The 23,850-nt window shown below is 58.8% G+C and carries 24 protein-coding genes; 19 read left to right on the top strand and 5 right to left on the bottom strand.

The window, feature by feature from the left end; translation table 11 throughout:
- Positions 1-9 precede the first annotated feature (9 nt).
- Both M2406_RS11715 and M2406_RS11720 read right to left on the bottom strand, forming a co-directional pair.
- Positions 10-1,182, bottom strand: a complete 1,173-nt coding sequence (locus M2406_RS11715; RefSeq protein WP_259190137.1) for an MFS transporter — start codon at positions 1,180-1,182, stop codon at positions 10-12.
- 140 nt (positions 1,183-1,322) lie between these two features.
- Positions 1,323-1,970 carry a LuxR C-terminal-related transcriptional regulator gene (locus tag M2406_RS11720; RefSeq protein ID WP_012005071.1) on the bottom strand — a complete coding sequence of 216 codons (648 nt, stop codon included), beginning with the start codon at positions 1,968-1,970 and terminating at the stop codon, positions 1,323-1,325.
- Positions 1,971-2,736: 766 nt separating this feature from the next.
- On the opposite strand from M2406_RS11720, the gene M2406_RS11725 reads away from it, so the two are divergent.
- From M2406_RS11725 to M2406_RS11745, 5 genes are read left to right on the top strand one after another with little or no spacing between them, the layout of a single operon-like run.
- Positions 2,737-4,230: an APC family permease gene (locus M2406_RS11725; RefSeq protein ID WP_017891520.1), complete on the top strand. Its 1,494-nt coding sequence runs from the start codon at positions 2,737-2,739 to the stop codon at positions 4,228-4,230.
- Complete coding sequence (locus tag M2406_RS11730) at positions 4,205-4,792, top strand: DUF3156 family protein (RefSeq protein ID WP_259190140.1); 588 nt, start codon at positions 4,205-4,207, stop codon at positions 4,790-4,792. The genes M2406_RS11725 and M2406_RS11730 overlap by 26 nt, the downstream gene beginning before the upstream one ends.
- Entirely contained in the window at positions 4,785-5,567 is a 783-nt protein-coding gene (locus M2406_RS11735; protein ID WP_259190142.1) for an SDR family NAD(P)-dependent oxidoreductase, read from the top strand. Before M2406_RS11730 ends, M2406_RS11735 begins: the two co-directional genes overlap by 8 nt.
- 10 nt (positions 5,568-5,577) lie before the next feature.
- Positions 5,578-6,375, top strand: coding sequence for a molybdenum cofactor biosynthesis F family protein (locus M2406_RS11740; protein WP_259190144.1), 798 nt, complete (start codon positions 5,578-5,580; stop codon positions 6,373-6,375).
- 4 nt (positions 6,376-6,379) lie between these two features.
- A complete protein-coding gene (locus M2406_RS11745; protein WP_259190146.1) occupies positions 6,380-7,162 on the top strand; it encodes an SDR family oxidoreductase in 783 nt (260 codons plus the stop codon).
- A gap of 49 nt (positions 7,163-7,211) precedes the next feature.
- Here M2406_RS11745 and hpaR read toward each other — a convergent pair whose 3' ends face one another.
- Positions 7,212-7,667 carry a homoprotocatechuate degradation operon regulator HpaR gene (gene hpaR / locus M2406_RS11750; protein WP_012005077.1) on the bottom strand — a complete coding sequence of 152 codons (456 nt, stop codon included), beginning with the start codon at positions 7,665-7,667 and terminating at the stop codon, positions 7,212-7,214.
- Between the two features lie 325 nt (positions 7,668-7,992).
- Between hpaR and M2406_RS11755 the strand changes: the two genes are divergently transcribed.
- The 11 genes from M2406_RS11755 (at position 7,993) to hpaC (ending at position 18,598) form a co-directional block, all read left to right on the top strand.
- Positions 7,993-8,625: a fumarylacetoacetate hydrolase family protein gene (locus tag M2406_RS11755; protein WP_259190149.1), complete on the top strand. Its 633-nt coding sequence runs from the start codon at positions 7,993-7,995 to the stop codon at positions 8,623-8,625.
- Positions 8,622-9,386, top strand: coding sequence for a fumarylacetoacetate hydrolase family protein (locus tag M2406_RS11760; RefSeq protein WP_012005079.1), 765 nt, complete (start codon positions 8,622-8,624; stop codon positions 9,384-9,386). Before M2406_RS11755 ends, M2406_RS11760 begins: the two co-directional genes overlap by 4 nt.
- Positions 9,383-10,837 (top strand): 5-carboxymethyl-2-hydroxymuconate semialdehyde dehydrogenase, encoded by a 1,455-nt coding sequence (hpaE, locus tag M2406_RS11765; RefSeq protein ID WP_012005080.1) that lies wholly within the window; start codon positions 9,383-9,385, stop codon positions 10,835-10,837. Before M2406_RS11760 ends, hpaE begins: the two co-directional genes overlap by 4 nt.
- A gap of 9 nt (positions 10,838-10,846) precedes the next feature.
- The gene (gene hpaD / locus M2406_RS11770; protein ID WP_112363117.1) at positions 10,847-11,704 is read left to right on the top strand and encodes a 3,4-dihydroxyphenylacetate 2,3-dioxygenase; all 858 of its coding nucleotides are present in this window, start codon (positions 10,847-10,849) and stop codon (positions 11,702-11,704) included.
- A 9-nt stretch (positions 11,705-11,713) separates the two neighbouring features.
- Positions 11,714-12,100 (top strand): 5-carboxymethyl-2-hydroxymuconate Delta-isomerase, encoded by a 387-nt coding sequence (locus M2406_RS11775; RefSeq protein ID WP_012005082.1) that lies wholly within the window; start codon positions 11,714-11,716, stop codon positions 12,098-12,100.
- A 10-nt stretch (positions 12,101-12,110) separates the two neighbouring features.
- Entirely contained in the window at positions 12,111-12,914 is an 804-nt protein-coding gene (gene hpaH, locus M2406_RS11780; protein ID WP_012005083.1) for a 2-oxo-hept-4-ene-1,7-dioate hydratase, read from the top strand.
- Positions 12,915-13,171: 257 nt separating this feature from the next.
- The gene (gene hpaI, locus M2406_RS11785; protein WP_135344694.1) at positions 13,172-13,966 is read left to right on the top strand and encodes a 4-hydroxy-2-oxoheptanedioate aldolase; all 795 of its coding nucleotides are present in this window, start codon (positions 13,172-13,174) and stop codon (positions 13,964-13,966) included.
- 30 nt (positions 13,967-13,996) lie between these two features.
- On the top strand, positions 13,997-15,367 hold the full coding sequence (gene hpaX / locus M2406_RS11790) for a 4-hydroxyphenylacetate permease (RefSeq protein WP_017891530.1): 1,371 nt from the start codon (positions 13,997-13,999) through the stop codon (positions 15,365-15,367).
- Positions 15,368-15,426: 59 nt separating this feature from the next.
- Positions 15,427-16,323 carry a 4-hydroxyphenylacetate catabolism regulatory protein HpaA gene (gene hpaA, locus M2406_RS11795; protein WP_017891531.1) on the top strand — a complete coding sequence of 299 codons (897 nt, stop codon included), beginning with the start codon at positions 15,427-15,429 and terminating at the stop codon, positions 16,321-16,323.
- Positions 16,324-16,502: 179 nt separating this feature from the next.
- Positions 16,503-18,065 carry a 4-hydroxyphenylacetate 3-monooxygenase, oxygenase component gene (hpaB, locus tag M2406_RS11800; protein WP_012005087.1) on the top strand — a complete coding sequence of 521 codons (1,563 nt, stop codon included), beginning with the start codon at positions 16,503-16,505 and terminating at the stop codon, positions 18,063-18,065.
- Positions 18,066-18,082: 17 nt separating this feature from the next.
- Positions 18,083-18,598 carry a 4-hydroxyphenylacetate 3-monooxygenase, reductase component gene (gene hpaC / locus M2406_RS11805; protein ID WP_017891532.1) on the top strand — a complete coding sequence of 172 codons (516 nt, stop codon included), beginning with the start codon at positions 18,083-18,085 and terminating at the stop codon, positions 18,596-18,598.
- 37 nt (positions 18,599-18,635) lie between these two features.
- Here hpaC and ampH read toward each other — a convergent pair whose 3' ends face one another.
- Both ampH and M2406_RS11815 read right to left on the bottom strand, forming a co-directional pair.
- Positions 18,636-19,778: a D-alanyl-D-alanine-carboxypeptidase/endopeptidase AmpH gene (ampH, locus tag M2406_RS11810; protein ID WP_012005089.1), complete on the bottom strand. Its 1,143-nt coding sequence runs from the start codon at positions 19,776-19,778 to the stop codon at positions 18,636-18,638.
- Positions 19,779-19,939: 161 nt separating this feature from the next.
- Positions 19,940-20,698: a FadR/GntR family transcriptional regulator gene (locus M2406_RS11815; protein ID WP_012005090.1), complete on the bottom strand. Its 759-nt coding sequence runs from the start codon at positions 20,696-20,698 to the stop codon at positions 19,940-19,942.
- A 235-nt stretch (positions 20,699-20,933) separates the two neighbouring features.
- On the opposite strand from M2406_RS11815, the gene M2406_RS11820 reads away from it, so the two are divergent.
- From M2406_RS11820 to M2406_RS11830, 3 genes are read left to right on the top strand one after another with little or no spacing between them, the layout of a single operon-like run.
- Complete coding sequence (locus M2406_RS11820; protein ID WP_259190156.1) at positions 20,934-21,674, top strand: SDR family oxidoreductase; 741 nt, start codon at positions 20,934-20,936, stop codon at positions 21,672-21,674.
- Between the two features lie 34 nt (positions 21,675-21,708).
- Positions 21,709-22,554: a fumarylacetoacetate hydrolase family protein gene (locus M2406_RS11825; protein WP_017891536.1), complete on the top strand. Its 846-nt coding sequence runs from the start codon at positions 21,709-21,711 to the stop codon at positions 22,552-22,554.
- A 13-nt stretch (positions 22,555-22,567) separates the two neighbouring features.
- Positions 22,568-23,845 carry an L-fuconate dehydratase gene (locus tag M2406_RS11830; protein WP_259190159.1) on the top strand — a complete coding sequence of 426 codons (1,278 nt, stop codon included), beginning with the start codon at positions 22,568-22,570 and terminating at the stop codon, positions 23,843-23,845.
- The last annotated feature ends 5 nt before the right edge of the window (positions 23,846-23,850 follow it).

The following is a 23,850-nucleotide window of genomic DNA, read 5'->3' on the forward strand; positions in this document are numbered from 1 at the left end:
TTACTCCTGTTAAACGGCGCGGCGTGCGCGCGGTGAAGCCAACAAAATCAACAGCAACGACAGCAGCGAGCAGCCCAGCGCCCCGGCCAGCAGTGCGTCGAAACCGCCGAAAGATTCAATCAGATAACCGGCCAGCGTCGGGCCAATCGCCATGCCACCGCCAATCACCAGATTGATGTTGTTCATCAACTTGCCGTTGTTATCCAGCCCGGCGACGCGGGCCAGAATAAACGGCAGTACAAAGGTCCAGGTGAACTTGAACAACACGGCGGCCACCGCAAAGCGCAACAGCAGTGGCTCACGAGTCAGCAGCGCGATACCGGCGATTAACAAGCCATAGCTTAGCCAAATCAGTCGATTACCCGCGTGCCGCCCTCTGATTAACGCCGCACCCCCGGCACCGGCGATACCGAACAGCGTGGCCGCGGCCAGTATCTGTCCGCTATTGACCGGCGAAAGACCGGCGGCAGCAGCGATGCTGCCGATAAAGGTCCAGACCGCGCTTAGGCTGATGTAAAAAGTCAGTACCGCCAGCACGGCGAAGAGTTTACGAAACCAGGGGATTGCGGCGCGATGGGCGGCGGAGTGCACCGGGTGAAACCCGCTGGGGAAGGCAGCGATCAGGGGCAGGCAGCACAGCATGATGGCCGCCAGGATCAGATAGACCGCCATCAGGCCAAAATGGGCAAACAACGGCGGCAGCACCAGCAGCCCGATCGTCCCCAGCACCAGTTGGCCCAGCACCCACAGGGCATAGACCCGGCTGGGGTTGGCGGTGCCGGCGGCGCAGGTGATGCACAGGATCATCAGGGTGCCGCCTGCCAGCGAAGCGACAAAGCGCAACCCCAGCAGCAGGCTGAAATCGTTGACCCACGCCGAGGCCAGGTTACCGGCGATAAACACCCCTGCCGCCAGCGCTGCCACCCGACGCCAGTTAACGCGGCCAATCCACCACCAGGCGGGTAGCGTGGCCAGGCTCATCGCCCCCAGTTCGGTCGAAAACAGGTGGCCGACTTGCGCCGGGGTCAGTTGCCACTGGCTGGCCAGTTGTGCCGCTACCGCCGGTGCGGTCATCAGAATGCCCGGCGCAATGGCGGCAAAGATAATAATGGCGGTCAACAGCCGCGGCGGGCAGGGGAGAGCCGCCCCGGCTGCGGGTACGGAAACAGAATCACTGGACATAAAAATTATCTCCACCGGGCAAGCCTGGGTCAGATATATCCGCGGCACCCTGTTTTGGGCAGGCGGAAACCGCGCCATTAATGGCGAATAATTAACGCGTTTTATTTATCGGTCATAAGCCATTGCTATGGCTTAATTTATTAACCGTGAGCAATAAAGCTGCTGGCGACCAATTCGGTGCGATTGACCACTTCGGTTTTGGCAAAAATATTACGCATATGGGTTTTTACCGTGGACAGGGAAATACCCAATTTCAGCGCTATGCGTTTATTACTGGCCCCTTCGCGCACCATATTGACGATCTCTTGTTCCTTGGCGGTCAGCAATTGGGCCTCACCCTCGGGCAACAGATCGCGGGTCGCCAGTTCAATCAGCGGCATCACCGCGCGCAGACGACCGCGTTCGAGTTCGGTAAACGGCGTATCGCGAATTAAAGACACCCCGGCGACAATGCGCTTGCGCTGGCGGATAAATATCTCTGTCATATCGCGCATATTATTGGGCAGCATAAAGTCATGATAATAATGGCGGTTATTGTTGATCGCCGCCGGGCTCATGCCGACCATATTGATATCCTGCTGGTGGAAGTTGGCCGGTTTAAGCGGATCAATCTGCTGGAAATGATTCAAATACTGCTGATGGGTCTTATCGGAAATGCCATGCAAAATATAATGGTCTGGCCGCAGATCCGAGTTCACCAAATAAAATACCCCGGCGGACACCGGGATCAGGTGCGCAATGGTGTTCAGGCAGCTAGTGATAAAGGCATCGGATGGTGCGGTGTGCATGATTCATTTCCCCCTTTACCCGTTCGCTCTGGAAGGTTCGGTCAATATATGAACGATACAAGCATAGTTGTAGCAATTTCGCAACACAATAAAAACATATTAACAACGTGAGCCGGATTGCAATAAAATACATAAATAACAAGGTGGCGGGCGGTGGTTGAAGACCCTGACGGTCCTTGGGGGTCAATATTTCATTAATATATTAACGAGTTCGCTGTGTCCTTCCCGCTGAATTTACAGCGATTTCCCATTTAGAGTGACGTCCCCGCCACGAATCATCCTTTTATCACCCCGTTGAGCCGCCATTGGCGTCTCGTTCCTAAGAACGATAGACAAACGCAACCTCTCTTATTCCCCGGTGAAAACCGCTTCGATCCGGTTAAAACCATAACGGCTGACCGGGCGACCAGGGTAAGACGAAAAAACTATGGCTAGGCTTTAGATTCCTTAAAAAGCCAGTTATTAGGGAGAGCGTGCCGAAGGGGTCGTAGCGGCGCAGCCGCCGACCAATTTGCCGGGAGCAAATTGGAACGACTTCGTCGGCCCGAAGGGTGGGACACACGGATGTGTCCCATAATAGCCCCTCGGTGCGCTAGGCCCGGGTATCTAGGGCTAAATAGCAACTTTGCGATCAAATCCTCTCGTTCTTAAGGACGATAGTCAGCATTTTCTTTTCCTCTCTATAGTGATATTGCCGCCACTGGCGACGCTACACCTGCAAATGCAACATCAGGGCAAAACGATAAAACTATAAGAGGAAATACCCATGAACCTGTCGTCGCGGCTTCACGCCCATCTTGAGCGGGGCAAGGTCGGATTCCCTACCACGCTGGCCAGTTCGGTCGGGGTGATTATGGCCAGTCCGGTGATCCTCACCGTCACCAGCGGTTTCGGTATCGGCGGTGATACGTTCGCGCTGGCAATGCTGATCGCCTTTATCATGATGCAGGCTCAGCTCACCACCTTTTCCGAGGCGGCGGCGATACTGCCGACTTCCGGCTCGGTATATGACTACATCGCCTGCGGCATGGGACGCTTTTTTGCCATTACCGGCGCACTGTCGGCCTACCTGATCGTGCACATCTTTGCCGGTACCGCCGAAACCATTCTCTCCGGCATCATGGCGCTGGTGAATTTCGAGCACCTCAACACCCTGATGGAAACCCACAATGCCTCCTGGATGGTCGGGGTTGGGCTGGTGATTGTGTTCGGCATCCTCAACGCCTTCGGTATCGAGGCGTTCGGTAAGGCGGAAATCGTGCTGACCTTCGCCATGTGGAGCACGCTGGTGATCTTCGGCATTGCCGGGCTGTTGTCACCGCATGCGGTACCGCTGGAAGGCTGGTTCGGCAGCACGCTGAGCCTGAACGATCCGTTCGCGGTATTTAGCCTGATCGGTATGGCGATGTTTATGTTCGTCGGCTGCGAACTGGTCACGCCGATGGCGCCGGAGATCAAACGCTCCGCCAGCGTGATCCCGCGTGCCATGTCGCTGGGGCTATGCGGCGTGGCGGTTTGCATGGCGTTATACGGCGCCGCGCTCAGCCACCAGGTGGAAAACGTGCTGGTGGATGCCGCCAATGGCGTTCATCTGCTGGACACGCCGATGGCCATTCCGGCCTTTGCCGGCCAGGTGATGGGGGAATTCGGCAAATACTGGCTGGGCATCGGGCTGCTGCTGGCCGGGGCAGCGACCATCAATACGCTGATGGCGGCGGTGCCGCGTATTCTCTACGGGATGGCGCTGGATGGCGCGCTGCCGCGCATTTTCGCTTACCTGCACCCGCGTTTTAAAACCCCGGTGGTGGGGATCCTGGTGGCGGTGTTGATCCCCTGTGTGCACGCCTTCGCCATCCAGGGCGATCTCGACCGTATCATTCCGCTGGTGCTGGCGGCGGTGTGCGCCTGGGGCGTGGCCTACCTGCTGGTGACCTGCTCGGTGGTGATCCTGCGGATCCGCCGCCCGGATCTGCCGCGTGCCTACAAATCACCCTGGTTCCCGCTGCCGCAAATCGTCTCCAGCGTCGGTATCGTGCTGGCGATTATCTATATCACTCCGCCGGGCATGAACCCGCGCGCGGTGTACATCCCTTTTAGCATCATGATTGGCCTGACCGCCGCTTACGCGCTGTTTTGGACCCTGTGCGTACAGAAGGTCAACCCGTTCAAACCGGTGCCGGTTGAGCAGGTGCTGGAAACCGCTTTTGCCAAGGCAGAAAACGAGGAGGCGCAGTTTGATCGGCTTACTTCCCTCACTTAACCGCCTCTGGCAGCGTTCCCCGGCGGGCTATCAGCCGGGGGTGACCCTCAGCCGTCTGGCGAACAACCTGCAGCCCTACGCCTGCGAGCGCGTTACGCCGTGCCTGCTGCGGCTGACGTTGCCACAGGGGCCGGTTGTCGACATCAGCGAACAGGTTAGCGCGCTGTTTATGGCACATATCGTCAGCCAGCGTTTTCAACGGCAGGGGGACTGTCGGCTGACAGCGCCGCTGACGCTGCGTATTACCGCCGGGGGATGGTTACGGCGAAGCGGTGTGGTTTATCGCGCCAGCCGGAATGACGCAACGGCGCAACGGGTGATCGCCGCCCTGCAACGTTATCCGCAGATCGGCCAAACGCTGGAGCAACTTGATTTTCGTCGTATTCAACTGACGGTGGTTGCCGGTCGTTGGCGGTTGGAGATCGAACATTTTGCCGCTTCGGAAGTGGTCAGCCGTTTGCCCGCCGGTCGTCGCTATCTGCGGCTGGAGCCGGAGCAACGGCGGTTGCTGCTCAGCAGCCTGCTGATGATCGGCCAATTGATGGAGAAAATCGATGAGTAGAGTGGTGGTGATTACCGGTGGCGGCACCGGCGTGGGGGCCGCCTGCGCCCGGTTATTGGCAGCCCACGGCGATCGGGTGTTTATCATCGGGCGCCGCCGTGAACCGCTGGCCGCGCTGGCCGATGAGATTGGCGCTCAGGCGTTGGTCGGCGATGCCGCCAGCGGGGAGTGTTGGCAAAGCCTGCTGCTGCCGGCCATTTTGCAACAGGCCGGGCGCATCGACTGCCTGATCGGCTGCGCCGGCGGCATGGGATTGGGGCGTATTACCGAGATCGGTGACGATGACTGGCGTCAGGCGCTGGACAGCAACCTCAACAGCGCTTTTGCCAGCGCCCGTGCCTGCCTGCCGGAGCTGGTGAAAAGCGGCGGCAACCTGCTGTTTGTCGCCTCTATTGCTTCACTGGCAGCCGGGCCGGAAGTCTGCGGCTATGTGACTGCCAAACATGCGCTGATCGGGCTGATGCGATCTATCGCCCGTGACTACGGCCCGCTCGGGGTGCGCGCCAACGCGGTGTGCCCTGGTTGGGTGACGACGCCGATGGCGGATGAAGAGATGCAGCCGTTGATGGCCGCGCACCAACTGACGCTGGAACAAGCCTACCAGCGGGTGTGCCGCGACGTGCCGTTACGCCGCCCGGCCAGTGCCGAAGAAATCGCCGGCATCTGCCGTTTTCTCTGTTCGCCAGAGGCATCAATTATTACCGGTGCGGCGCTGGTGGCCGATGGCGGCTCAACCATTGTCGACGTGCCGACTTTGGCATTCACTTCCCTTTAAGGAGCAGCAAATGAGTACAGAAGCGATATTCATTCAGGTTGGCGCACTGGCGGAAGGCTTTGCGCCGCACAGCAATACGCTGGAACAGCAGCACGGCCTGAGCGGCACCACGCTGGCACTGCGCTTTGCCGACGGGGAAACGCTGAGCTGTCATTTCGTCGATCAGCAGACGCTGAGCTGGGGCGAGTACCGGGGCATCGCTTATCGCGCCACCAGCATTCGCCCCGGCATTCTGTTTATTGATTTTCTCGATCCCGCGCAGGACAACGCCAGTATTACGCTGGTGTGCGATCGCAATCAGGGCAATTTCACGGCGGTCTACGGCCAGTTGCCGGACGAACAGCAAACCCGTCTGGACGCCTTCAGCCGCGTAGAACAAGGGTTGCCGCTGACGGCGGTCAATGCGGAGTTCCATTTCGGCACGCTGGATGACGCTACCGTTGCGCCGCCGCATTTCACCGATGAGTTAATCGGCATGCGCAATATGTACAGCTACAGCCCGACCGAACGTTACGAACATATCTACCTGAACGACAATTTCTACGCCTGGCAGTGTCTGGACGGGGTGGAGAAAGGGTTGGCGGATGTCGATCGTTGTCATTACGTGAAGGTGGCGGAAAAACTTTACCTGTTCGTATGGCGCGAGAAGATCGTGCCGACGCTGGGCGTGGTGATGATTGATCTGCAGGGCATGCGCACCGACGGCAAGATCCTCGGGTATCAGGGCAGCGATTTCAGCGCGCTGAGCAATTTTGCCGTGGGTGCTCATGCACAGGTGCTGAACACCACGCGTCATCCACAGGGCTAGACCGATGAAGACAACTTATGCGGCCGATGCCTTTAGCGGTCAGGTGGTGCTGGTGACCGGCGGCGCGCAGGGCATTGGGCTGGCGATTGTCAGCGCCTTTGCCCGGCTGGGGGCGACGGTGGTGATGGCGGATCTGCAACTGCAAAAGGCTCAGGATGCCGCCGAGACGCTGCAGCAGCAGGGCTGGCGGGTGCAGGCGATGGCCTGTGATCTGGCCGACCCTGGGCAAATAGCCGAACGGGTGGCGGCGGTGGGGCAGCAGCATCAGCGGCTGGATGTGGTGATTCACAACGCGGCCTACTTCCCGTTGACCCCTTTTGCCGAGATTGACGTGGTGCTGTTGCAACGCACGTTGAGCGTCAATCTGATGGCCCCGTTTTTTCTGGCACAGGCGGCGTTGCCGTGGATGCAGCGCCAGGGCGGCGGCAGCATTCTGGTGACCTCGTCGGTGACCGGGCCACGGGTGGCTTATCCGGGGCTGGCGCACTATGCCGCCTCCAAAGCCGGGGTGAACGGTTTTATTCGGGCGGCGGCGCTGGAGCTGGCGGCGGCGGACATTCGGGTCAATGGCGTGGAGCCGGGGATGATCCGCACGCCGGCAATGGCCAATCTGGGGGGCGCGGCGGTCAATCAGGCGATTGCCGCAGCGGTACCGCTAGGGCGGCTGGGGGAGCCGGAAGACATCGCGGCGGCGATGGTGTTTCTCGCCTCTCCGGCGGCGGCCTATATCACCGGCCAAACGCTGGTGGTGGACGGCGGCGCATTACTCCCCGAGGCTCATCCGTAAGGGACGAACAGGTTCGTCCCGATTTATACGGGCGCAGCAGGTCGCGCCCCTACGGCTTTTTTGTCGGATGGGCGGTCACGTTGGCGGGCAGTTGGTCGCCAAGCCGGATCAGTTCGTCCAGCAGCGTCATCAGTTGGCCCATCTTCTGCTGCGAAAAGGCGGCTTCAATCTCCGCGTAGCCCTGTTCCACCTGATGGCGCGCCACTTCATACAGCTCCTGGCCCTGCTGGGTCAGCGATACATACAGCTTGCGCTGATCGTTAACCGGTTTCAGACGGAAGATCAGCTTGTCGCGCTCCATGCGCGACAAAATGCCGGTCAGGCTGGGGCGCAGAATGCAGGTTTCTGCCGCCAACTCGTGGAACTCAATTGAACGGCTGTTGGCCAACACGCGAATGATGCGCCACTGCTGCTCGGTCAGATTATGGCTTTTCAGGATCGGGCGGAAAAACCCCATGGCGGTTTCACGCGCCTGTAGCAGGGCAATGGTTAAGGATTCATGCATAGATTTGGCCTTAGCTATCAAGGTGTTCGTTATTCCGGTACCGCACACAGGTAATGCCCGGTGCAGTCTGGATTTATTAATAACTTAATAGTAGCCAGGTTTACCTTGCCGGATAAAGCGAAAATGCACCTGTGGGTGGAAAAATCGCCTGAAAATGATTAATACGTTGAATAATCACGCTAATGTTCACTGCTTGTGAATATTTTGTTATCACGATCACAAATCAATCCTCCCGCGTTGCGTAAAAGCTGAACAGCGTATAAAAGTAATCATTAACATATTAATGAATGCCGGTTGTCATGTTCTGTCATTGAAAGGAGTTTGCATGAAAGGCACCGTTTTTTCCGTCGCGTTGAACCACCGCAGCCAGATGGACGCCTGGGATCAGGCGTTTCATCAGCCACCTTATAAAACCCCGCCGAAGACCCCGGTGTGGTTTATCAAACCCCGTAATACCCACCTCGCCAACGGCGGGGCGATCCCGTTTCCTGCCGGTGAGCAAGTACAAAGCGGCGCCACGCTGGCGGTGGTGATTGGCAACACCGCGCGCAAGGTTCCTGCCGAACGGGTGGCCGATTATCTGGCCGGCTATGCGTTGGCCAATGATGTCAGCCTGCCGGAAAGCAGTTTTTACCGCCCGGCGATCAAAGCGAAATGCCGCGATGGCTTCTGTCCTTTGGGGGACATCGGTCAATTGGCAACCAGCGACAAGCTGGAAATTATCACCGAAATCAACGGTGTGGAGCAGGACCGTTGGTCGACGGCCGATCTGGTGCGTTCAGTGCCGGAACTGATCGCCGCCATCAGCGATTTTATTACCCTGCAGCCGGGCGACGCGGTGCTGATCGGAACGCCGCACCAGCGGGTGGAGATTAAACCGGGGGATGAAGTGACGGTACGCGCCGCCGGTCTGCCGACCCTGACCAACCGCGTGACGCAGGCAGGAGGAGCATCATGAAACACGCCCGTATTCGCCATCACGGCCAAATCTTTAACGTCAGCGTTGATCAGCAACTGCGTGTCACCCTGCCGGACGGCAGCGTGCTCAATGAACTGGACGTCGAATGGCTGCCACCGGCGCAGGGCACGGTATTTGCCCTGGGCCTGAACTATGCCGACCATGCCAGCGAACTGGAATTCAAGGCGCCGGAAGAACCGCTGGTGTTCCTGAAGGCCCCCAACACCCTGACCGGCCACCGTCAGGTGTCGGTGCGCCCGGCCGACGTCGAGTATATGCACTACGAAGCCGAGCTGGTGGCGGTGATCGGCAAAACGGCACGCAACGTCAGCCGTGAGAACGCCATGGACTATGTAGCGGGTTACACCCTGTGTAACGACTACGCCATCCGCGACTATCTGGAAAATTATTACCGTCCGAACCTGCGGGTGAAAAGCCGCGACACCCTGACGCCGATTGGGCCGTACATCGTCGATCGCGATGATATCGCCGATCCGCACCGTCTGGCGCTCAGCACTTACGTCAACGGTGAGCTGCGCCAGCGCGGCAGCACCGGCGACATGATTTTTGATATCCCCTATTTGATCAGTTACCTGAGCGAATTTATGACGCTGCAGCCGGGCGACATGATCGCCACCGGCACGCCGAAAGGGTTGGCCGACGTGCAGCCGGGGGACGAAGTGGTGGTGGAGATCGAGGGCATTGGCCGTCTGGTTAACCACATCATCAGTGAAAAAGATTACGAGGAAAGCCTGCGATGAAAACCATCAACCATTGGATTAACGGTAAAAACGTAGCCAGCAAAGAGTACTTCACCACCACCAACCCGGCCAACGGCGAGGTGCTGGCGGAAGTGGCGTCCGGCGGACAGCTGGAGATCGATCAGGCGGTGGCCGCCGCCAAGGCCGCCTTCCCGAAATGGGCCAATACGCCAATGAAAGAGCGTGCGCGCCTGATGCGTCGCCTGGGCGAACTGATCGACGAGAACGTGCCGCAGATCGCCGAGATGGAAACCGCCGATACCGGCCTGCCAATCCACCAAACCAAAAACGTGCTGATCCCGCGTGCCTCGCACAACTTTGAGTTCTTCGCCGAGATCTGTCAGCAGATGAATGGCCGCACCTACCCGGTGGACGACAAGATGCTCAACTACACGCTGATCCAGCCGGTCGGGGTGTGTGCGCTGGTGTCGCCGTGGAACGTGCCTTTCATGACCGCGACCTGGAAAACCGCGCCCTGCCTGGCGCTGGGCAACACCGCGGTGCTGAAAATGTCCGAGCTGTCGCCGTTGACGGCCGATCGTCTGGGTGAACTGGCGCTGGAAGCCGGCATTCCGGCCGGGGTGCTCAACGTGGTGCAAGGTTACGGCGCTACCGCCGGCGATGCTCTGGTGCGCCATAAAGACGTGCGCGCCGTGTCCTTCACTGGCGGCACCGCTACCGGTCGCCGGATTATTGAAAGCGCCGGGTTGAAGAAGTTTTCCATGGAGTTGGGCGGCAAATCGCCGGTGCTGATTTTTGAGGATGCCGACATTGAACGTGCGCTGGATGCCGCGTTGTTCACCATTTTCTCGATCAACGGTGAACGCTGCACCGCCGGGTCGCGCATCTTTATTCAGGAGAGCATCTACCCGGAATTCGTCAAACGCTTCGCCGAGCGCGCCAACCGCCTGCGGGTGGGGGATCCACAAGACCCCAACACCCAGGTCGGGGCGTTGATCAGCCCACAGCACTGGGAAAAAGTCTCCGGCTATATCCGCCTGGGGCTGGAAGAAGGGGCCACTCTGTTGGCCGGCGGCCCGGATAAACCGGCCGGTCTGAGCCACGGCAACTTCCTGCGCCCGACGGTGCTGGCGGATGTCGACAACCGGATGCGCATTGCGCAGGAGGAGATTTTTGGGCCAGTGGCCTGCCTGCTGCCGTTCAAATCAGAAGAAGATGGCCTGCGTATGGCCAACGACGTGGAGTACGGCCTGGCGTCGTATATCTGGACGCAGGATGTGAGCAAGGTGCTGCGTCTGGCTCGCAATATTGAAGCGGGCATGGTTTTCGTCAACACCCAAAACGTACGCGATCTGCGTCAGCCATTTGGCGGCGTGAAATCGTCCGGCACCGGCCGTGAAGGCGGGGAATACAGTTTCGAAGTGTTCGCCGAGATGAAGAACGTGTGTATTTCCATGGGGGATCACCCGATCCCACGTTGGGGCGTCTAGGAGGGTTATATGGGCAAATTGGCTTTAGCAGCAAAGATCACTCATGTGCCGTCAATGTATCTGTCGGAAATGCCTGGAAAAAACCATGGTTGCCGCCAGGCGGCGATCGACGGTCATAAAGAGATCAGCGCGCGCTGCCGTGAAATGGGCGTCGACACCATTATTGTGTTCGACACCCACTGGCTGGTGAACAGCGCCTATCACATCAACTGCAGCCCGCATTTCGAAGGGCTGTATACCAGCAACGAACTGCCGCACTTCATCCGCGACATGACCTACGAATACGAAGGCAACCCGGCACTGGGTCAGTTGATTGCCGCTGAAGCCTGCAAACTCGGGGTACGCGCCAAAGCGCATGAGATCCCAAGCCTGAAGCTGGAGTACGGCACGCTGGTGCCGATGCGCTACATGAATAGCGACAAACATTTCAAAGTGATCTCGATTTCGGCGTTTTGCACCGTGCATGACTTTGCCGACAGTCGTCGGTTAGGTGAGGCGATCAAAACCGCGATTGAGAAATACGACGGGACGGTGGCGGTATTGGCCAGCGGTTCGCTTTCACACCGTTTCATCGACGACCAGCGTGCCGAAGAAGGTATGAACAGCTACACCCGCCAGTTTGACCAGCAGATGGACGAACGGGTGGTCAAGCTGTGGGAAGAAGGGCGCTTTCGCGAGTTTTGCGAAATGCTGCCGGAGTACGCCGACTACTGCTACGGCGAGGGCAACATGCATGACACCGTGATGCTGCTCGGCCTGCTGGGCTGGGACAAATATGACGGCAAGGTGGAGTTTGTTACCCCGCTGTTTGCCAGTTCCGGCACCGGGCAAGTCAACGCCATCTTCCCGCTGCCGGCCGAAGCCTGAGGAGTCTCCATGCCCCATTTTTACGCTGAATGTACCGACAACATCCGCCACGAGGCGGATTTGCCCGCGCTGTTCGCCAGGGTCAATCAGGCACTGGCGGACACCGGTATTTTCCCACTGGCCGGGGTGCGCAGCCGTGCCATCTGGCTCGATACCTGGCAGATGGCCGACGGCCAGCGGGACTACGCTTTTGTGCATATGACGTTGAAGATCGGCCACGGGCGCAGTCTGGAAAGCCGTGAACAGGTCGGGGCGATGCTGTTCAGCCTGATCACCGAGCACTTCGCCGCGCTGATGGCCAGCCGCTATCTGGCGCTGTCGTTCACCATGGAAGAGTTGGATCCGGTGCTGAACTACAAGCAAAACAATGTCCACGCGCTATTTCGTAAAGAGTAAGGGGCCGTCCATGTTGAATAAAGAGCTGGTGAGCCGTGCCGTGCAGCGTTTGCATCAGGCGGAGCAGAACCGCGAGCAGATCCGCGCGCTGTCGCTGGATCATCCCGAGATCACTATCGAAGACGCTTACGCCATTCAGCGGCAGTGGGTAGCGCTGAAAATCGCCGAGGGCCGCACGCTGAAGGGCCATAAAATCGGCCTGACGTCACGCGCCATGCAGGTCAGTTCGCAAATCACTGAGCCGGACTTTGGCGCGCTGCTGGACGACATGTTTTTCAACGACGGCAGTGATATTCCGATCGATCGCTTTATCGTGCCGCGCGTCGAGGTTGAACTGGCATTTGTGCTGGCCAAACCGCTGCGCGGACCGAACTGCACGCTGTTCGACGTTTACAACGCTACCGATTACATCATCCCGGCTCTGGAAATCATCGATGCGCGCAGCCATAACGTCGATCCGGAAACGCAGCGCCCGCGCAAGGTGTTCGACACTATCTCCGATAACGCTGCTAATGCCGGCGTGGTGATGGGCGGGCGGCCGATCAAACCGGATGCGCTGGATCTGCGCTGGATCAGTGCGCTGCTGTACCGCAACGGCGTGATCGAAGAATCCGGCGTGGCGGCGGCGGTGTTGAACCATCCGGCCAACGGTGTGGCCTGGTTGGCCAATAAGCTGTTCCCGTATGACGTGGAGCTGGAAGCTGGGCAGGTGATCCTCGGCGGCTCCTTTACCCGGCCGGTAGCCGCGCGACGTGGCGATACCTTCCATGCCGATTACGGCCCGATGGGCTGCATTAGCTGCCGTTTTGTTTGATTTCCCCCCTCACCCTAGCCCTCTCCCAGAGGGAGAGGGGATAGATCGAGTGGGATCGAGGCGGTTTACTCCCTTTCCATTGGGAGAGGGGATCAATCGAGCCGGTTTACTCCCTCTCCCAGAGGGAGAGGGGATAGATCGAGTGGGATCGAGGCAGTTTACTCCCTTTCCATTGAGAGAGGGGATCGATCGAGCCGGTTTACTCCCTCTCCTTTGGGAGAGGGCCGGGGTGAGGGGAAAACACCAAGGAGAACATCATGTTAACCAACGCTTTCAAGCAGGCGCTGCAGGAAAAACGCCCGCAGATCGGCCTGTGGCTGGGGCTATGCAGTAGCTACAGTGCAGAACTGTTGGCAGGCTCCGGCTTTGACTGGCTGCTGATCGACGGCGAGCATGCGCCCAACAATGTCCAAACGGTGCTGGGCCAGTTGCAGGCGATTGCGCCTTATCCGAGCCAACCGGTGGTACGCCCGGCGTGGAACGACGCGGTGATGATTAAGCAACTGTTGGACGTCGGTGCCCAGACGCTGCTGATCCCAATGATTCAAAACGCCGGGCAGGCGCGTGAAGCGGTGCGTGCCACCCGTTATCCGCCGCATGGGATACGCGGAGTCGGCAGTGCATTGGCGCGTGCGTCGCGCTGGAATAGGGTACCGGATTATCTGCAACAGGCCGATGCGCAGATGTGCGTATTGGTGCAGATCGAAACCCGCGAGGCGGTGAAAAACCTGGATGAGATCCTGCAGGTAGAAGGCGTCGACGGGGTGTTTATCGGCCCGGCGGATCTCAGTGCCGACATGGGGTATGCCGGTAATCCGCAACAACCGGAGGTGCAACGCACCATCGACGATGCCATTGCGCGCATCAGCGCTGCCGGCAAGGCGCCGGGCATTCTGACCGCCAATCCTGAGCTGGCGCAGCATTACCTGGCGTCCGGCGCGCTGTTTGTCGCGGTAGGGGTGGATACCACCCTGTTGGCGCGGGCGGCGGAGTCCCTGGCCGGTCGCTTTAAGCAGCAACAGCCTCCCGAGCAATCCCCGGGCGTTTATTAGGTTGCAGGACGCAATCTTACTGGAGACACCATGAGCAACGTCGATTCGCTGCCGCCGGTCAACCCGGCGCAGCAACATAAAGCGTTAACCGCCACCGAACAATCGGTGATTAAAAAGTTATTTCGGCGACTGATTATTTTCCTGTTTGTACTGTTTGTTTTCTCTTTCCTCGACCGCATCAACATCGGTTTCGCCGGGCTAACGATGGGCAAGGATCTCGGTCTCAGTTCGACCATGTTCGGTCTGGCAGCGACCCTGTTCTACGTCACCTACGTGATTTTCGGTATCCCGAGCAATATCATGCTGGGGATTGTCGGGGCGCGGCGCTGGATCGCCACCATCATGGTGCTGTGGGGCATCGCCTCCACCTGCACCCTGTTCGCCACCGGGCCAACCAGTCTGTATGTGCTGCGGATGATCGTCGGTATCACCGAGGCCGGTTTCCTGCCGGGTATTCTGGTGTATCTCACCTACTGGTTCCCGGCGTTTTACCGCGCCAGGGCCAACGCGCTGTTTATGATCGCCATGCCGGTGACCATGGCGATTGGCTCGCTGGTGTCCGGCTATATTCTGGCGCTGGACGGATTGATGAACCTCAAGGGCTGGCAATGGCTGTTCCTGATAGAGGGCATTCCTTCGGTGCTGTTGGGCGTGGTGGTGTGGTTCTATCTGGACGATACCCCAGCCAAGGCCAAATGGCTGACCGACGAAGAAAAAACCAGTCTGAAAGCCATGATGGACGCCGACAAACTGCAACTGGTGCAGCCCAATGGGCCAGGCAGCCACCGGGCGATGCAGCAGCGTAACCTGTGGCGGGAAATCTTCACGCCGATTGTGCTGATGTACACGCTGGCCTATTTCTGCCTGACCAATACCCTGAGCGCCATTAACATCTGGACGCCGCAGATCCTGCAGAGCTTCAACCAGGGCAGCAGCAACATTGTGATCGGCATTCTGGCGGCGATCCCGCAGATCTGCACTATCGCCGGGATGATCTGGTGGAGCAAACGCTCGGATAGGTTACAGGAGCGAAAACATCACACCGCACTGCCGTACCTGTTTGCCGCCGCCGGTTGGCTGCTGGCCTCGGCTACCGATCACAGCATGATCCAGCTGCTGGGGATAGTTATGGCGTCGGTAGGATCGTTCACCGCTATGGCGATCTTCTGGACCACGCCGGATCAGTCGATCAGCCTGGAGGCGCGGGCGATCGGGATCGCGGTGATCAACGCCACCGGCAATATAGGTTCGGCGGTCAGCCCGCTATTGATTGGCTGGTTTAAGGATCTGACCGGCAGCTTTAACTCCGGGCTGTATTTCGTTGCGGGGCTGTTGATCCTGGGTGCGCTGATCGTCTGGCGTATTCCGATGCAGGGTTCGCGGCCGCGGGCCACGCCATAATGGGGATAGGTTACGGGCGCGGCATGTGGCGCCCCTTACCGGAGGAATGAGGTCAATAGATGCAGAAAAGTACCGGTTTTATCGCCAATATCGATATCTGCAAAGAGTACGATGCGCGTTATGCCACCGATGAAGTGCATTACGAAACCTTTGCCGGGCTGGCGGCCTTTTTTGGTCGCGATATGCAGGTGCACTGGCACGACCGTTACTTCCAGGTGCACTTTCTGGAGACCGGCAAGATTGAGCTGCAGTTGGACTCACAGCACTATTCGGTGCAGGCACCGCTGTTTATCCTCACGCCACCCTCGGTGCCGCATGCGTTCTTCACCGAGCCGGACAGCGACGGGCACGTACTGACGGTACGTCAGGAGCTGATCTGGCCGCTGCTGGAACGGCTGTACCCCGGCAGCAACCTGGCGCTGGACATGCCGGGTATTTGCCTGTCGATGGCAGATGTGCCGCAAGAGCTGACGGCGCTCAGCCATTACTGGGCACTGATCCGCCGCGAATTCAGCCAGCGCCTGGCCGGTCGCGAACAGACGCTGGCGCTGCTGGCGCAGGCGGTGTTCACCCTGCTGTTACGCAATGCGTCGCTGGAGGACTCTGCCGCCAGTGGGGTGCGCGGCGAGCTGAAATTATTCCAACGTTTCAACAAGATGGTGGATGAACGCTTCCGCGATCACCTGCCGGTGCCGGACTATGCCCAGGCGCTGGGGGTCACCGAGTCACGGCTCAATGACCTGTGTCGGCGTTTCGCCAATCAGCCCCCCAAACGACTGATATTCGATCGCCTGCTGCGTGAAGCCAAACGTATGCTGCTGTTCAGTGCCTGCACGGTGCATGAAACCGCTTATAGCCTGGGTTTTAAGGATCCGGCTTATTTCGCCCGTTTTTTCAATCGGCTGGAAGGCTGTTCCCCTTCGAGCTACCGCGCCGCACAACACTCCCTTTCGTAAGCTGGATCACAGTTTGCAGCGATAGTGGCAAAGCTGCCTGAAAAGTACCGGCGATTGCCGCAAAAGTCTCTTCTCGAAATTGGCGTTGGAGGCTTCAATTAAGCAACCAAAAGAAAACATTATTTTAACAAGTGGCCGGCTCCACGGCCCATAAAATGCCGATTACGAGGAAGACTTAAATGAAACCTGAAGACTTTCGTGCTGACAACAAACGCCCGTTCACCGGTGACGAATACCTGAAGAGCTTGCAGGACGGCCGCGAAATTTATATCTATGGCGAGCGGGTGAAGGACGTTACCACTCATCCGGCATTCCGCAACGCAGCGGCCTCGGTCGGCCAGTTGTACGACGCGTTGCACGATCCGGTTAGCCAGGACCGTCTGTGCTGGGGCACCGATACCGGCAGCGGCGGCTACACCCACAAATTCTTCCGTTACGCCCGCAGCCCGGATGAGTTGCGCCAGCAGCGTGACGCCATCGCCGACTGGTCGCGTCAGAGCTACGGCTGGATGGGACGCACCCCGGACTACAAGGCGGCCTTCGGATCTGCGTTGGGTGCTAACCCGGAGTTTTACGGCCAGTTCGCTGATAACGCGCGCCACTGGTACAAACGCATTCAGGAAACCGGTCTGTACTTTAACCACGCCATCGTCAACCCGCCGATCGACCGTCACAAGCCGGTCAACGAAGTGAAAGACGTATTTATTCAGGTGGAAAAGGAAACCGACGCCGGCATTATCGTCAGCGGTGCCAAGGTGGTCGCAACCAACTCGGCGCTGACCCACTACAACTTTATCGGCTTCGGCTCGGCCCAGGTGATGGGCGACAACCCGGACTTTGCGCTGATGTTTGTCGCACCGATGGACGCCGAAGGGGTGAAGTTGATCTCTCGCGCCTCTTATGAACTGGTTGCCGGTGCCACCGGATCGCCATTCGATTATCCGCTTTCGAGCCGTTTTGATGAGAACGATGCGATCCTGATTATGGATCATGTGTTGATCCCATGGGAAAACGTGCTGATCTACCGCGATTTCGATCGCTGCCGCCGCTGGAGCACCGAGGGCGGCTTCGCCCGGCTGTTCCCGCTGCAGGCCTGCGTTCGTCTGGCGGTGAAGATGGACTTTATTACCGCGCTGCTGCAAAAGAGCCTGGCCTGTACCGGCGTGCTGGAGTTCCGTGGCGTTCAGGCCGATCTCGGTGAAGTGGTGGCCTGGCGCAATCTGTTCTGGTCGCTGACCGACGCGATGTGCGCCGAGGCCACCAAGTGGGAAAACGGCGCCTATTTACCGGATTCCGCCGCGCTGCAGACTTATCGCGTGATGGCGCCGATGGCCTACGCCAAGGTGAAGAACATCATCGAAAAGAACGTCACCAGCGGCCTGATTTACCTGCCGTCCAGCGTGCGCGACATGAATAACCCGGAAATCGATAAATATCTGTCCCGCTATGTGCGTGGATCCAACGGGATGGATCACGTCGAGCGCATCAAGATCCTCAAACTGATGTGGGATGCGATCGGCAGTGAGTTCGGTGGCCGTCACGAACTGTATGAAATCAACTATGCCGGCAGTCAGGACGAGATCCGCCTGCAATGCCTGCGTCAGGCGCAGGGATCCGGCACCATGGGCAAGATGATGGAGATGGTCGACAAATGCCTGTCCGACTATGACCAGCACGGTTGGAAAGTGCCGCATCTGCATAATAATGACGATATTAATCAGTTGGATAAACTGCTTAAGTGAGCCGCGAGGAGGTTTGTATGTCTCAGGAAAATGAACACCGTCTGCTGTTTCGCGACGCCATGGCCAGCCTGTCTGCCGCGGTGAATATCGTCACCACCGATGGCCCGGCAGGACGTTGCGGTATTACCGCCACCGCGGTGTGCTCGGTGACCGATACGCCGCCGACGCTGCTGGTGTGCATTAACCGCAACAGCGCGATGAACCCGGTTTTCCAGGCCAATCAACGGCTGTGCGTCAACGTGTTGAATCATGAGCAGGAGCTGATGGCGCGCCACTTTGCCGGAATGACCGAGGTCAGTATGGAAGAGCGTTTCCGTCTGGATGACTGGCAGAGTGGCGCGCTGGGGCAACCGGTGTTGCGTAACACGCTGGCCAGCCTGGAAGGGGAGATCGAGCAGATCCAAAGCATCGGCACCCATCAGGTGTATCTGGTACAGATCCGCCAGATCGTGGTCAGTGCGGCCGGTAACGGCCTGATCTACTTCAAGCGCAACTTCCATCCGGTAATGCACGAAAGGCTGGCTCTGGCCTGACCCTAATGGGCGCAGCTCACCGCTGCGCCCGATAACATCAACTTTTATTCGCCGCCAAATCACTCACCAGTCGGTTCACCGGATCGCTCATGTTGGTGAACTTGCTCAGTTCCGAGCGGGTCACCACCACAAATACCCCGACGTTTTTCTGCGGGATCATCGCCATATAGGTAATAAAGCCGCCGCCACCGCCGGTTTTTTGAATAATTCCCGGCAGTTCGCCGTTCGGTGCCATATACACCCAGCCCAATCCTAATGCGCTGGCTTCACCCGGCACGTCCATGCCTTTTAGCGAGACCAGATCGTTGCGTTGGAAGTACATGGTCTGTTCGCTGGCGGCGGTCGATTTACGTGAGCCAGAGACGTTGGAGGTAAGGAATTGCTGCATCCAGCGCTGCATGTCGCGCGGGGTGGAGTAAACGCCGCCGCTACCGGCCGCGGCTGTGGTGTCACGGCAGGCACTCGGGCCGGCGGAAGCCACCATCAGGCGTGAGCACTGTTCGGCACTTGGGGTGAGAGTGGTGTCGACCATGCCGAGCGGTGCGGTGATTTTTTCCTTCAGCAGCGCGGTGTAAGGTTTACCCGCCGCCCGCGACAGTGCATCCGCCAGCAGGTCGTACGCCAGGTTGGAATAAGAGGCGCGCACGCCCGGTGGCACCGTGACGTTGGCATGTTCCAGCCACTGCCAGCGCTGTGCCTTGGTCGGCCAGGTAAAGACCGGCGTTTTTGGCGGCTTCTTGCCCGGTTGTTCACGCGGCAGGGCGCTGGTGTGGGTTGCCAGGTTCAGCAAAGTGATCGGCTGGCGTGTGTTATAGGCCGGCACGTAAGCACCTTGGGGGGCATATTTGCGCAACGGATCGTTGAGCTTGACCCGGCCTTCCGCCGCCATCTTGACCATCACTTCACTGGTCATCAGTTTGGTGATTGAGGCAATGCGGATCAGCGAGTCCGGGCGCGGGCGCAGGTTATTGCCGGGTTTGGTATCACCAAAACTGCGGTTAACCACCTGGTTACCGTCGATCACCACCAGCGCCATACCGGTGGCACCGCTGTTGTAGAAAATATGTTCGGCATACTGGTCGACGATTTGCGAGGCCAGCTGCGGGGCGGCGGCCTGCGCGGCCAGCGGGGCGGCACACAGGCTCAGCGCCAGCAATGAAGCGGAGAAAGAGTTCTTCAACGGTCGTTATCCATTTTAAAAGGCAGCAGGGAAAAGGCCTGGGCCGTGGCATGACACGGCGTAATAGGCTGTCAGTGTAATGTGCCTCGGCCCTGGCTGCATGTGGAAAAAAGAGCGGTTTGAAAAAAAAATTTCCGCTGCTCCAATGCTGCCCATTCGGCCTACTGTGCGCGAGTGAAAATGGCGATCACTTGGTCCAGATGGGCTTTCATCGCCTTGCGTGCGCCGCGCACGTCACGGGCTTCAATCGCCGCCAGAATAGCCCGGTGTTCCTGTTCGGAACGATGCGGCATATCGTCCGGCGTATAGTTGCGTTGCAATACGCGGAACATGCTGCCGTAACGATGGCCGAGCAGGTGACCGATGACAAACGCGTAGGCCGGGTTGCCGCTGGCCTGAGCGATACGGATATGGAATAGCCGATCGCCGGGATGGGTAGCCGAACCCGCGCGGTTATCGCGACAGTTTTGCTCGTAGGCATCGCGGATGCCTGCCAGCTCCTGATCGGTAGCGTGGCGCGCGGCCAGCGCGGCGGTTTCCGGTTCGATCAACAGGCGGGTTTGCAGCAGTGAGAACGGCGGCAGCTCGGCGTTAAAATCCAGCTCGATATTCAGCTCATCGTCGATTTCTGCCCACTGACCGCGCCCGGCCTGCGCCATCACCGGCTCCTGCGAAACCATGGTCGGCGTCTGTGCCCGGACAATCACCCCATTGCCGACTTTAACATCCACCAGACCAATCACTTCGAGCGCGATCAGCGCCTCACGCACAGAGGCGCGGCTGACCTGTAGCTGTTGGGCCAGATCCCGCTCGGACGGCAGGCGGCTGCCCGGAGGAAATTCATTATTATCGATGAGCCGCTTCAATTGGTCGGCTATCTGTCTGTAAATACGTGGGTTTTCCAGTCTGGTGATCGGCATTTTTGACCTTAGGCTGTTCGATGTTAAGTGATATTGCGCACAAATATGGCTCAAGCCGCTTGAGTAATGGTTAATCAAGTGTAAAAAATTGGTTAAACGGAAAACTGTTTTGCCTGTGTCTCATAACATTCTCACCAAACCATAACGCGTAAAGCGTCTTTTGTCATGTTAAAGGCCTGACCTTTAACCGCCTTTAATGGCCTGACCATTAGGCCTTTAGGCCAAGGGAGCGAAAATGAATTTAAGTGGAAAACGCGTGCTGATCACCGCCGCTGGACAGGGTATCGGTTTCAGTACTGCCAGATTGTTTGCCGATGCGGGTGCCGAGGTGATCGCCACCGATATCAACATCGAACAACTGCAGGGGCTGCCCGGTATTCAGCCAATGACGCTAAACGTCACTGATCCTGCGGCGATCGCCGCGGCTGCGGAAACCCTCGGGCCGATCGACGTGCTGTTCAACTGTGCCGGTGTGGTGCACAGCGGTTCGATCCTCGAGTGCAGCGAGGAGCAGTGGGCATTCGCCCTCGATCTTAACGTGACGGCGATGTTCCGCATGATCCGTGCCTTCCTGCCCGGCATGCTGGCACGCAAAAACGGCTCGATTATCAATATGTCGTCGGTCGCCTCCAGCGTGAAAGGGGTGCCGAACCGCTTCGCTTACAGCGCCACCAAGGCGGCGGTGATTGGCCTGACGCGGTCGGTAGCGGCGGATTACGTCACTCAGGGCATTCGTTGCAACGCCATTTGCCCCGGTACGGTGGAATCGCCGTCGCTGCGCCAGCGCATCGCCGAGCAGGCCCGTGAGCAGGGACGCAGCGAAGAAGAGGTGTATCAGGCGTTTGTTGCCCGCCAGCCGATTGGCCGCATCGGCACCACCGGCGAGATTGCCCAGTTGGCGCTGTATCTGGCGTCCGACGCCAGTTCCTATACCACAGGTACGGTGCAGATTATCGACGGCGGCTGGAGTAACTGAGGCCCTGGCCATCTACTTTCTTAGTGAGGATTGCATGAAACTTTTACGTTATGGCGCACCGGGGCAGGAACGTCCGGGGATATTGGACAATCAGGGTCAGATCCGTGACCTCTCGCAGCATATCGCCGATCTGAGTGGTGAGGCACTGCTGCCCGCCGCGTTGGACCAACTGCGCGCGCTGGACATCAACCAACTGCCGAAGGTGGCTGGACAGCCGCGTTTGGGGCCGTGCGTGGGCCACATCGGCAAGTTTATCTGTATTGGTCTCAATTACGCCGACCATGCGGCGGAAACCGGCGCGGCGATCCCCTCTGAACCAGTGGTGTTCAACAAGTGGACCAGCGCGGTGGTCGGGCCTAACGACGAGGTGCAGATCCCGCGTGACTCGCTCAAGACCGACTGGGAGGTGGAGCTGGGGGTGATCATTGGTCAGGGTGGGCGCTATATCAGCGAGCAGGACGCGATGCAGCACGTTGCCGGCTACTGCGTGATCAACGACGTCTCGGAGCGTGAGTTCCAAATCGAACGCGGCGGTACCTGGGACAAGGGCAAGGGGTGCGACACCTTTGGCCCCACCGGCCCCTGGCTGGTGACTGCCGATGAAATTGCCGATCCCCATAGCCTGAATCTGTGGCTGGAAGTGGACGGCAAACGCTATCAGGACGGCAATACCAGCACCATGATCTTCCGCATTCCACAAATTATCAGTTACCTGAGCCGCTTTATGAGTCTGCAACCGGGCGATGTGATCTCCACCGGTACGCCGCCGGGCGTCGGCATGGGGCAAAAGCCAACGCCTGTCTACCTGAAGGCTGGGCAGACGATGCGCCTGGGGATTGAGGGATTGGGTGAACAGTGTCAAACAACCGTACAAGCCTGATGGGGAGCATGCCATGACCACAATTACCGCACTGCGGGTTGAAGATATTCGCTTCCCCACCTCGCTGGCGCTGGACGGATCCGACGCGATGAATCCGGATCCGGACTATTCCGCCGCCTACGTGATCCTGGAGACCGATCGTGACGATCTGACAGGCCACGGGCTGACCTTTACCATCGGCCGTGGCAATGAGATCTGCTGCGCGGCGATCCGCGCGCTGGAGCATCAGATCGTCGGGGTTTCGTTGGAAGAGATCGCCGCCGATATGGGGGCCTTCTGGCGACGTTTTACCGGTGACAGCCAGTTACGCTGGATCGGCCCGGACAAGGGCGCGATCCACCTGGCGACCGGGGCGGTGATCAACGCGGTTTGGGATCTGTGGGCCAAGGCCGAGGGTAAACCGGTGTGGCGACTGGTGGCAGAGATGACGCCAGAGGAGCTGGTACGCTGCATCGATTTTCGCTACATCACTGACTGCATTACGCCGCAGGAAGCGCTTACCTTGCTCAAACAGCGGGCACACGGCAAGGAGCAGCGCCTGGAACGGCTGCTGCAGGACGGGTATCCCTGCTACACCACTTCCGCCGGTTGGTTAGGTTACCCGGACGATAAGCTGCGCCGGTTGTGCCAGGAAGCGGTCGATGCCGGTTTCTCCTACCTGAAGCTGAAGGTCGGGCGCGATCTGGAAGATGATATTCGCCGGGTGCGCATTGCCCGCGAGGTGATCGGCCCCGATCGTCAACTGATGATCGACGCCAACCAGGTTTGGGAAGTCAACGACGCCATTCCCTGGGTGAAGCATCTGGCGTTCGCCAAACCCTGGTTTATCGAAGAACCGACCAGCCCGGACGACGTGGAAGGGCACCGCCGTATCCGCGAAGGGGTGCATCCGGTCAAGGTGGCCACCGGCGAGATGTGCCAAAACCGTATTCTGTTCAAGCAGTTCATTATGCGCGAAGCGATTGACGTGGTGCAGATCGACGCCTGTCGCCTGGGGGGCGTTAATGAAGTGCTGGCGGTGATGCTAATGGCGGCCAAATACAACCTGCCGGTGTGCCCGCATGCCGGTGGCGTGGGACTGTGCGAATACGTTCAACATCTGTCGATGATCGACTACCTGTGCATTGCCGGCACCCACGACGGCCGGGTGATCGAATACGTCGATCATCTGCATGAACATTTTGTCCATCCCTGTGAGGTCAAGGGGGCGGCCTATATGCCACCGCTCAATCCCGGATATTCGATCGAGATGCATGCGGCGTCGCTCGAACAGTACCGGTTCCGCGGTTGAACGGG

Origin of the sequence: Serratia sp. BIGb0163, assembly GCF_024809935.1 — a bacterium.
In the GTDB taxonomy this organism is placed as follows: Bacteria; Pseudomonadota; Gammaproteobacteria; order Enterobacterales; family Enterobacteriaceae; genus Serratia; species Serratia quinivorans.

Coding starts and splice junctions, on each gene's coding strand:
- M2406_RS11760 (WP_012005079.1), top strand. CDS start 8,622: ATGAAACACGCCCGTATTCGCCATCACGGCCAAATCTTTAACGTCAGC.
- M2406_RS11740 (WP_259190144.1), top strand. CDS start 5,578: ATGAGTACAGAAGCGATATTCATTCAGGTTGGCGCACTGGCGGAAGGC.
- M2406_RS11745 (WP_259190146.1), top strand. CDS start 6,380: ATGAAGACAACTTATGCGGCCGATGCCTTTAGCGGTCAGGTGGTGCTG.
- M2406_RS11815 (WP_012005090.1), bottom strand. CDS start 20,698: ATGCCGATCACCAGACTGGAAAACCCACGTATTTACAGACAGATAGCC.
- hpaX (WP_017891530.1), top strand. CDS start 13,997: ATGAGCAACGTCGATTCGCTGCCGCCGGTCAACCCGGCGCAGCAACAT.
- M2406_RS11715 (WP_259190137.1), bottom strand. CDS start 1,182: ATGTCCAGTGATTCTGTTTCCGTACCCGCAGCCGGGGCGGCTCTCCCC.
- M2406_RS11755 (WP_259190149.1), top strand. CDS start 7,993: ATGAAAGGCACCGTTTTTTCCGTCGCGTTGAACCACCGCAGCCAGATG.
- hpaI (WP_135344694.1), top strand. CDS start 13,172: ATGTTAACCAACGCTTTCAAGCAGGCGCTGCAGGAAAAACGCCCGCAG.
- M2406_RS11830 (WP_259190159.1), top strand. CDS start 22,568: ATGACCACAATTACCGCACTGCGGGTTGAAGATATTCGCTTCCCCACC.
- M2406_RS11775 (WP_012005082.1), top strand. CDS start 11,714: ATGCCCCATTTTTACGCTGAATGTACCGACAACATCCGCCACGAGGCG.
- M2406_RS11735 (WP_259190142.1), top strand. CDS start 4,785: ATGAGTAGAGTGGTGGTGATTACCGGTGGCGGCACCGGCGTGGGGGCC.
- hpaB (WP_012005087.1), top strand. CDS start 16,503: ATGAAACCTGAAGACTTTCGTGCTGACAACAAACGCCCGTTCACCGGT.
- hpaC (WP_017891532.1), top strand. CDS start 18,083: ATGTCTCAGGAAAATGAACACCGTCTGCTGTTTCGCGACGCCATGGCC.
- hpaD (WP_112363117.1), top strand. CDS start 10,847: ATGGGCAAATTGGCTTTAGCAGCAAAGATCACTCATGTGCCGTCAATG.
- hpaA (WP_017891531.1), top strand. CDS start 15,427: ATGCAGAAAAGTACCGGTTTTATCGCCAATATCGATATCTGCAAAGAG.
- M2406_RS11825 (WP_017891536.1), top strand. CDS start 21,709: ATGAAACTTTTACGTTATGGCGCACCGGGGCAGGAACGTCCGGGGATA.
- hpaR (WP_012005077.1), bottom strand. CDS start 7,667: ATGCATGAATCCTTAACCATTGCCCTGCTACAGGCGCGTGAAACCGCC.
- hpaH (WP_012005083.1), top strand. CDS start 12,111: ATGTTGAATAAAGAGCTGGTGAGCCGTGCCGTGCAGCGTTTGCATCAG.
- M2406_RS11720 (WP_012005071.1), bottom strand. CDS start 1,970: ATGCACACCGCACCATCCGATGCCTTTATCACTAGCTGCCTGAACACC.
- M2406_RS11725 (WP_017891520.1), top strand. CDS start 2,737: ATGAACCTGTCGTCGCGGCTTCACGCCCATCTTGAGCGGGGCAAGGTC.
- hpaE (WP_012005080.1), top strand. CDS start 9,383: ATGAAAACCATCAACCATTGGATTAACGGTAAAAACGTAGCCAGCAAA.
- M2406_RS11820 (WP_259190156.1), top strand. CDS start 20,934: ATGAATTTAAGTGGAAAACGCGTGCTGATCACCGCCGCTGGACAGGGT.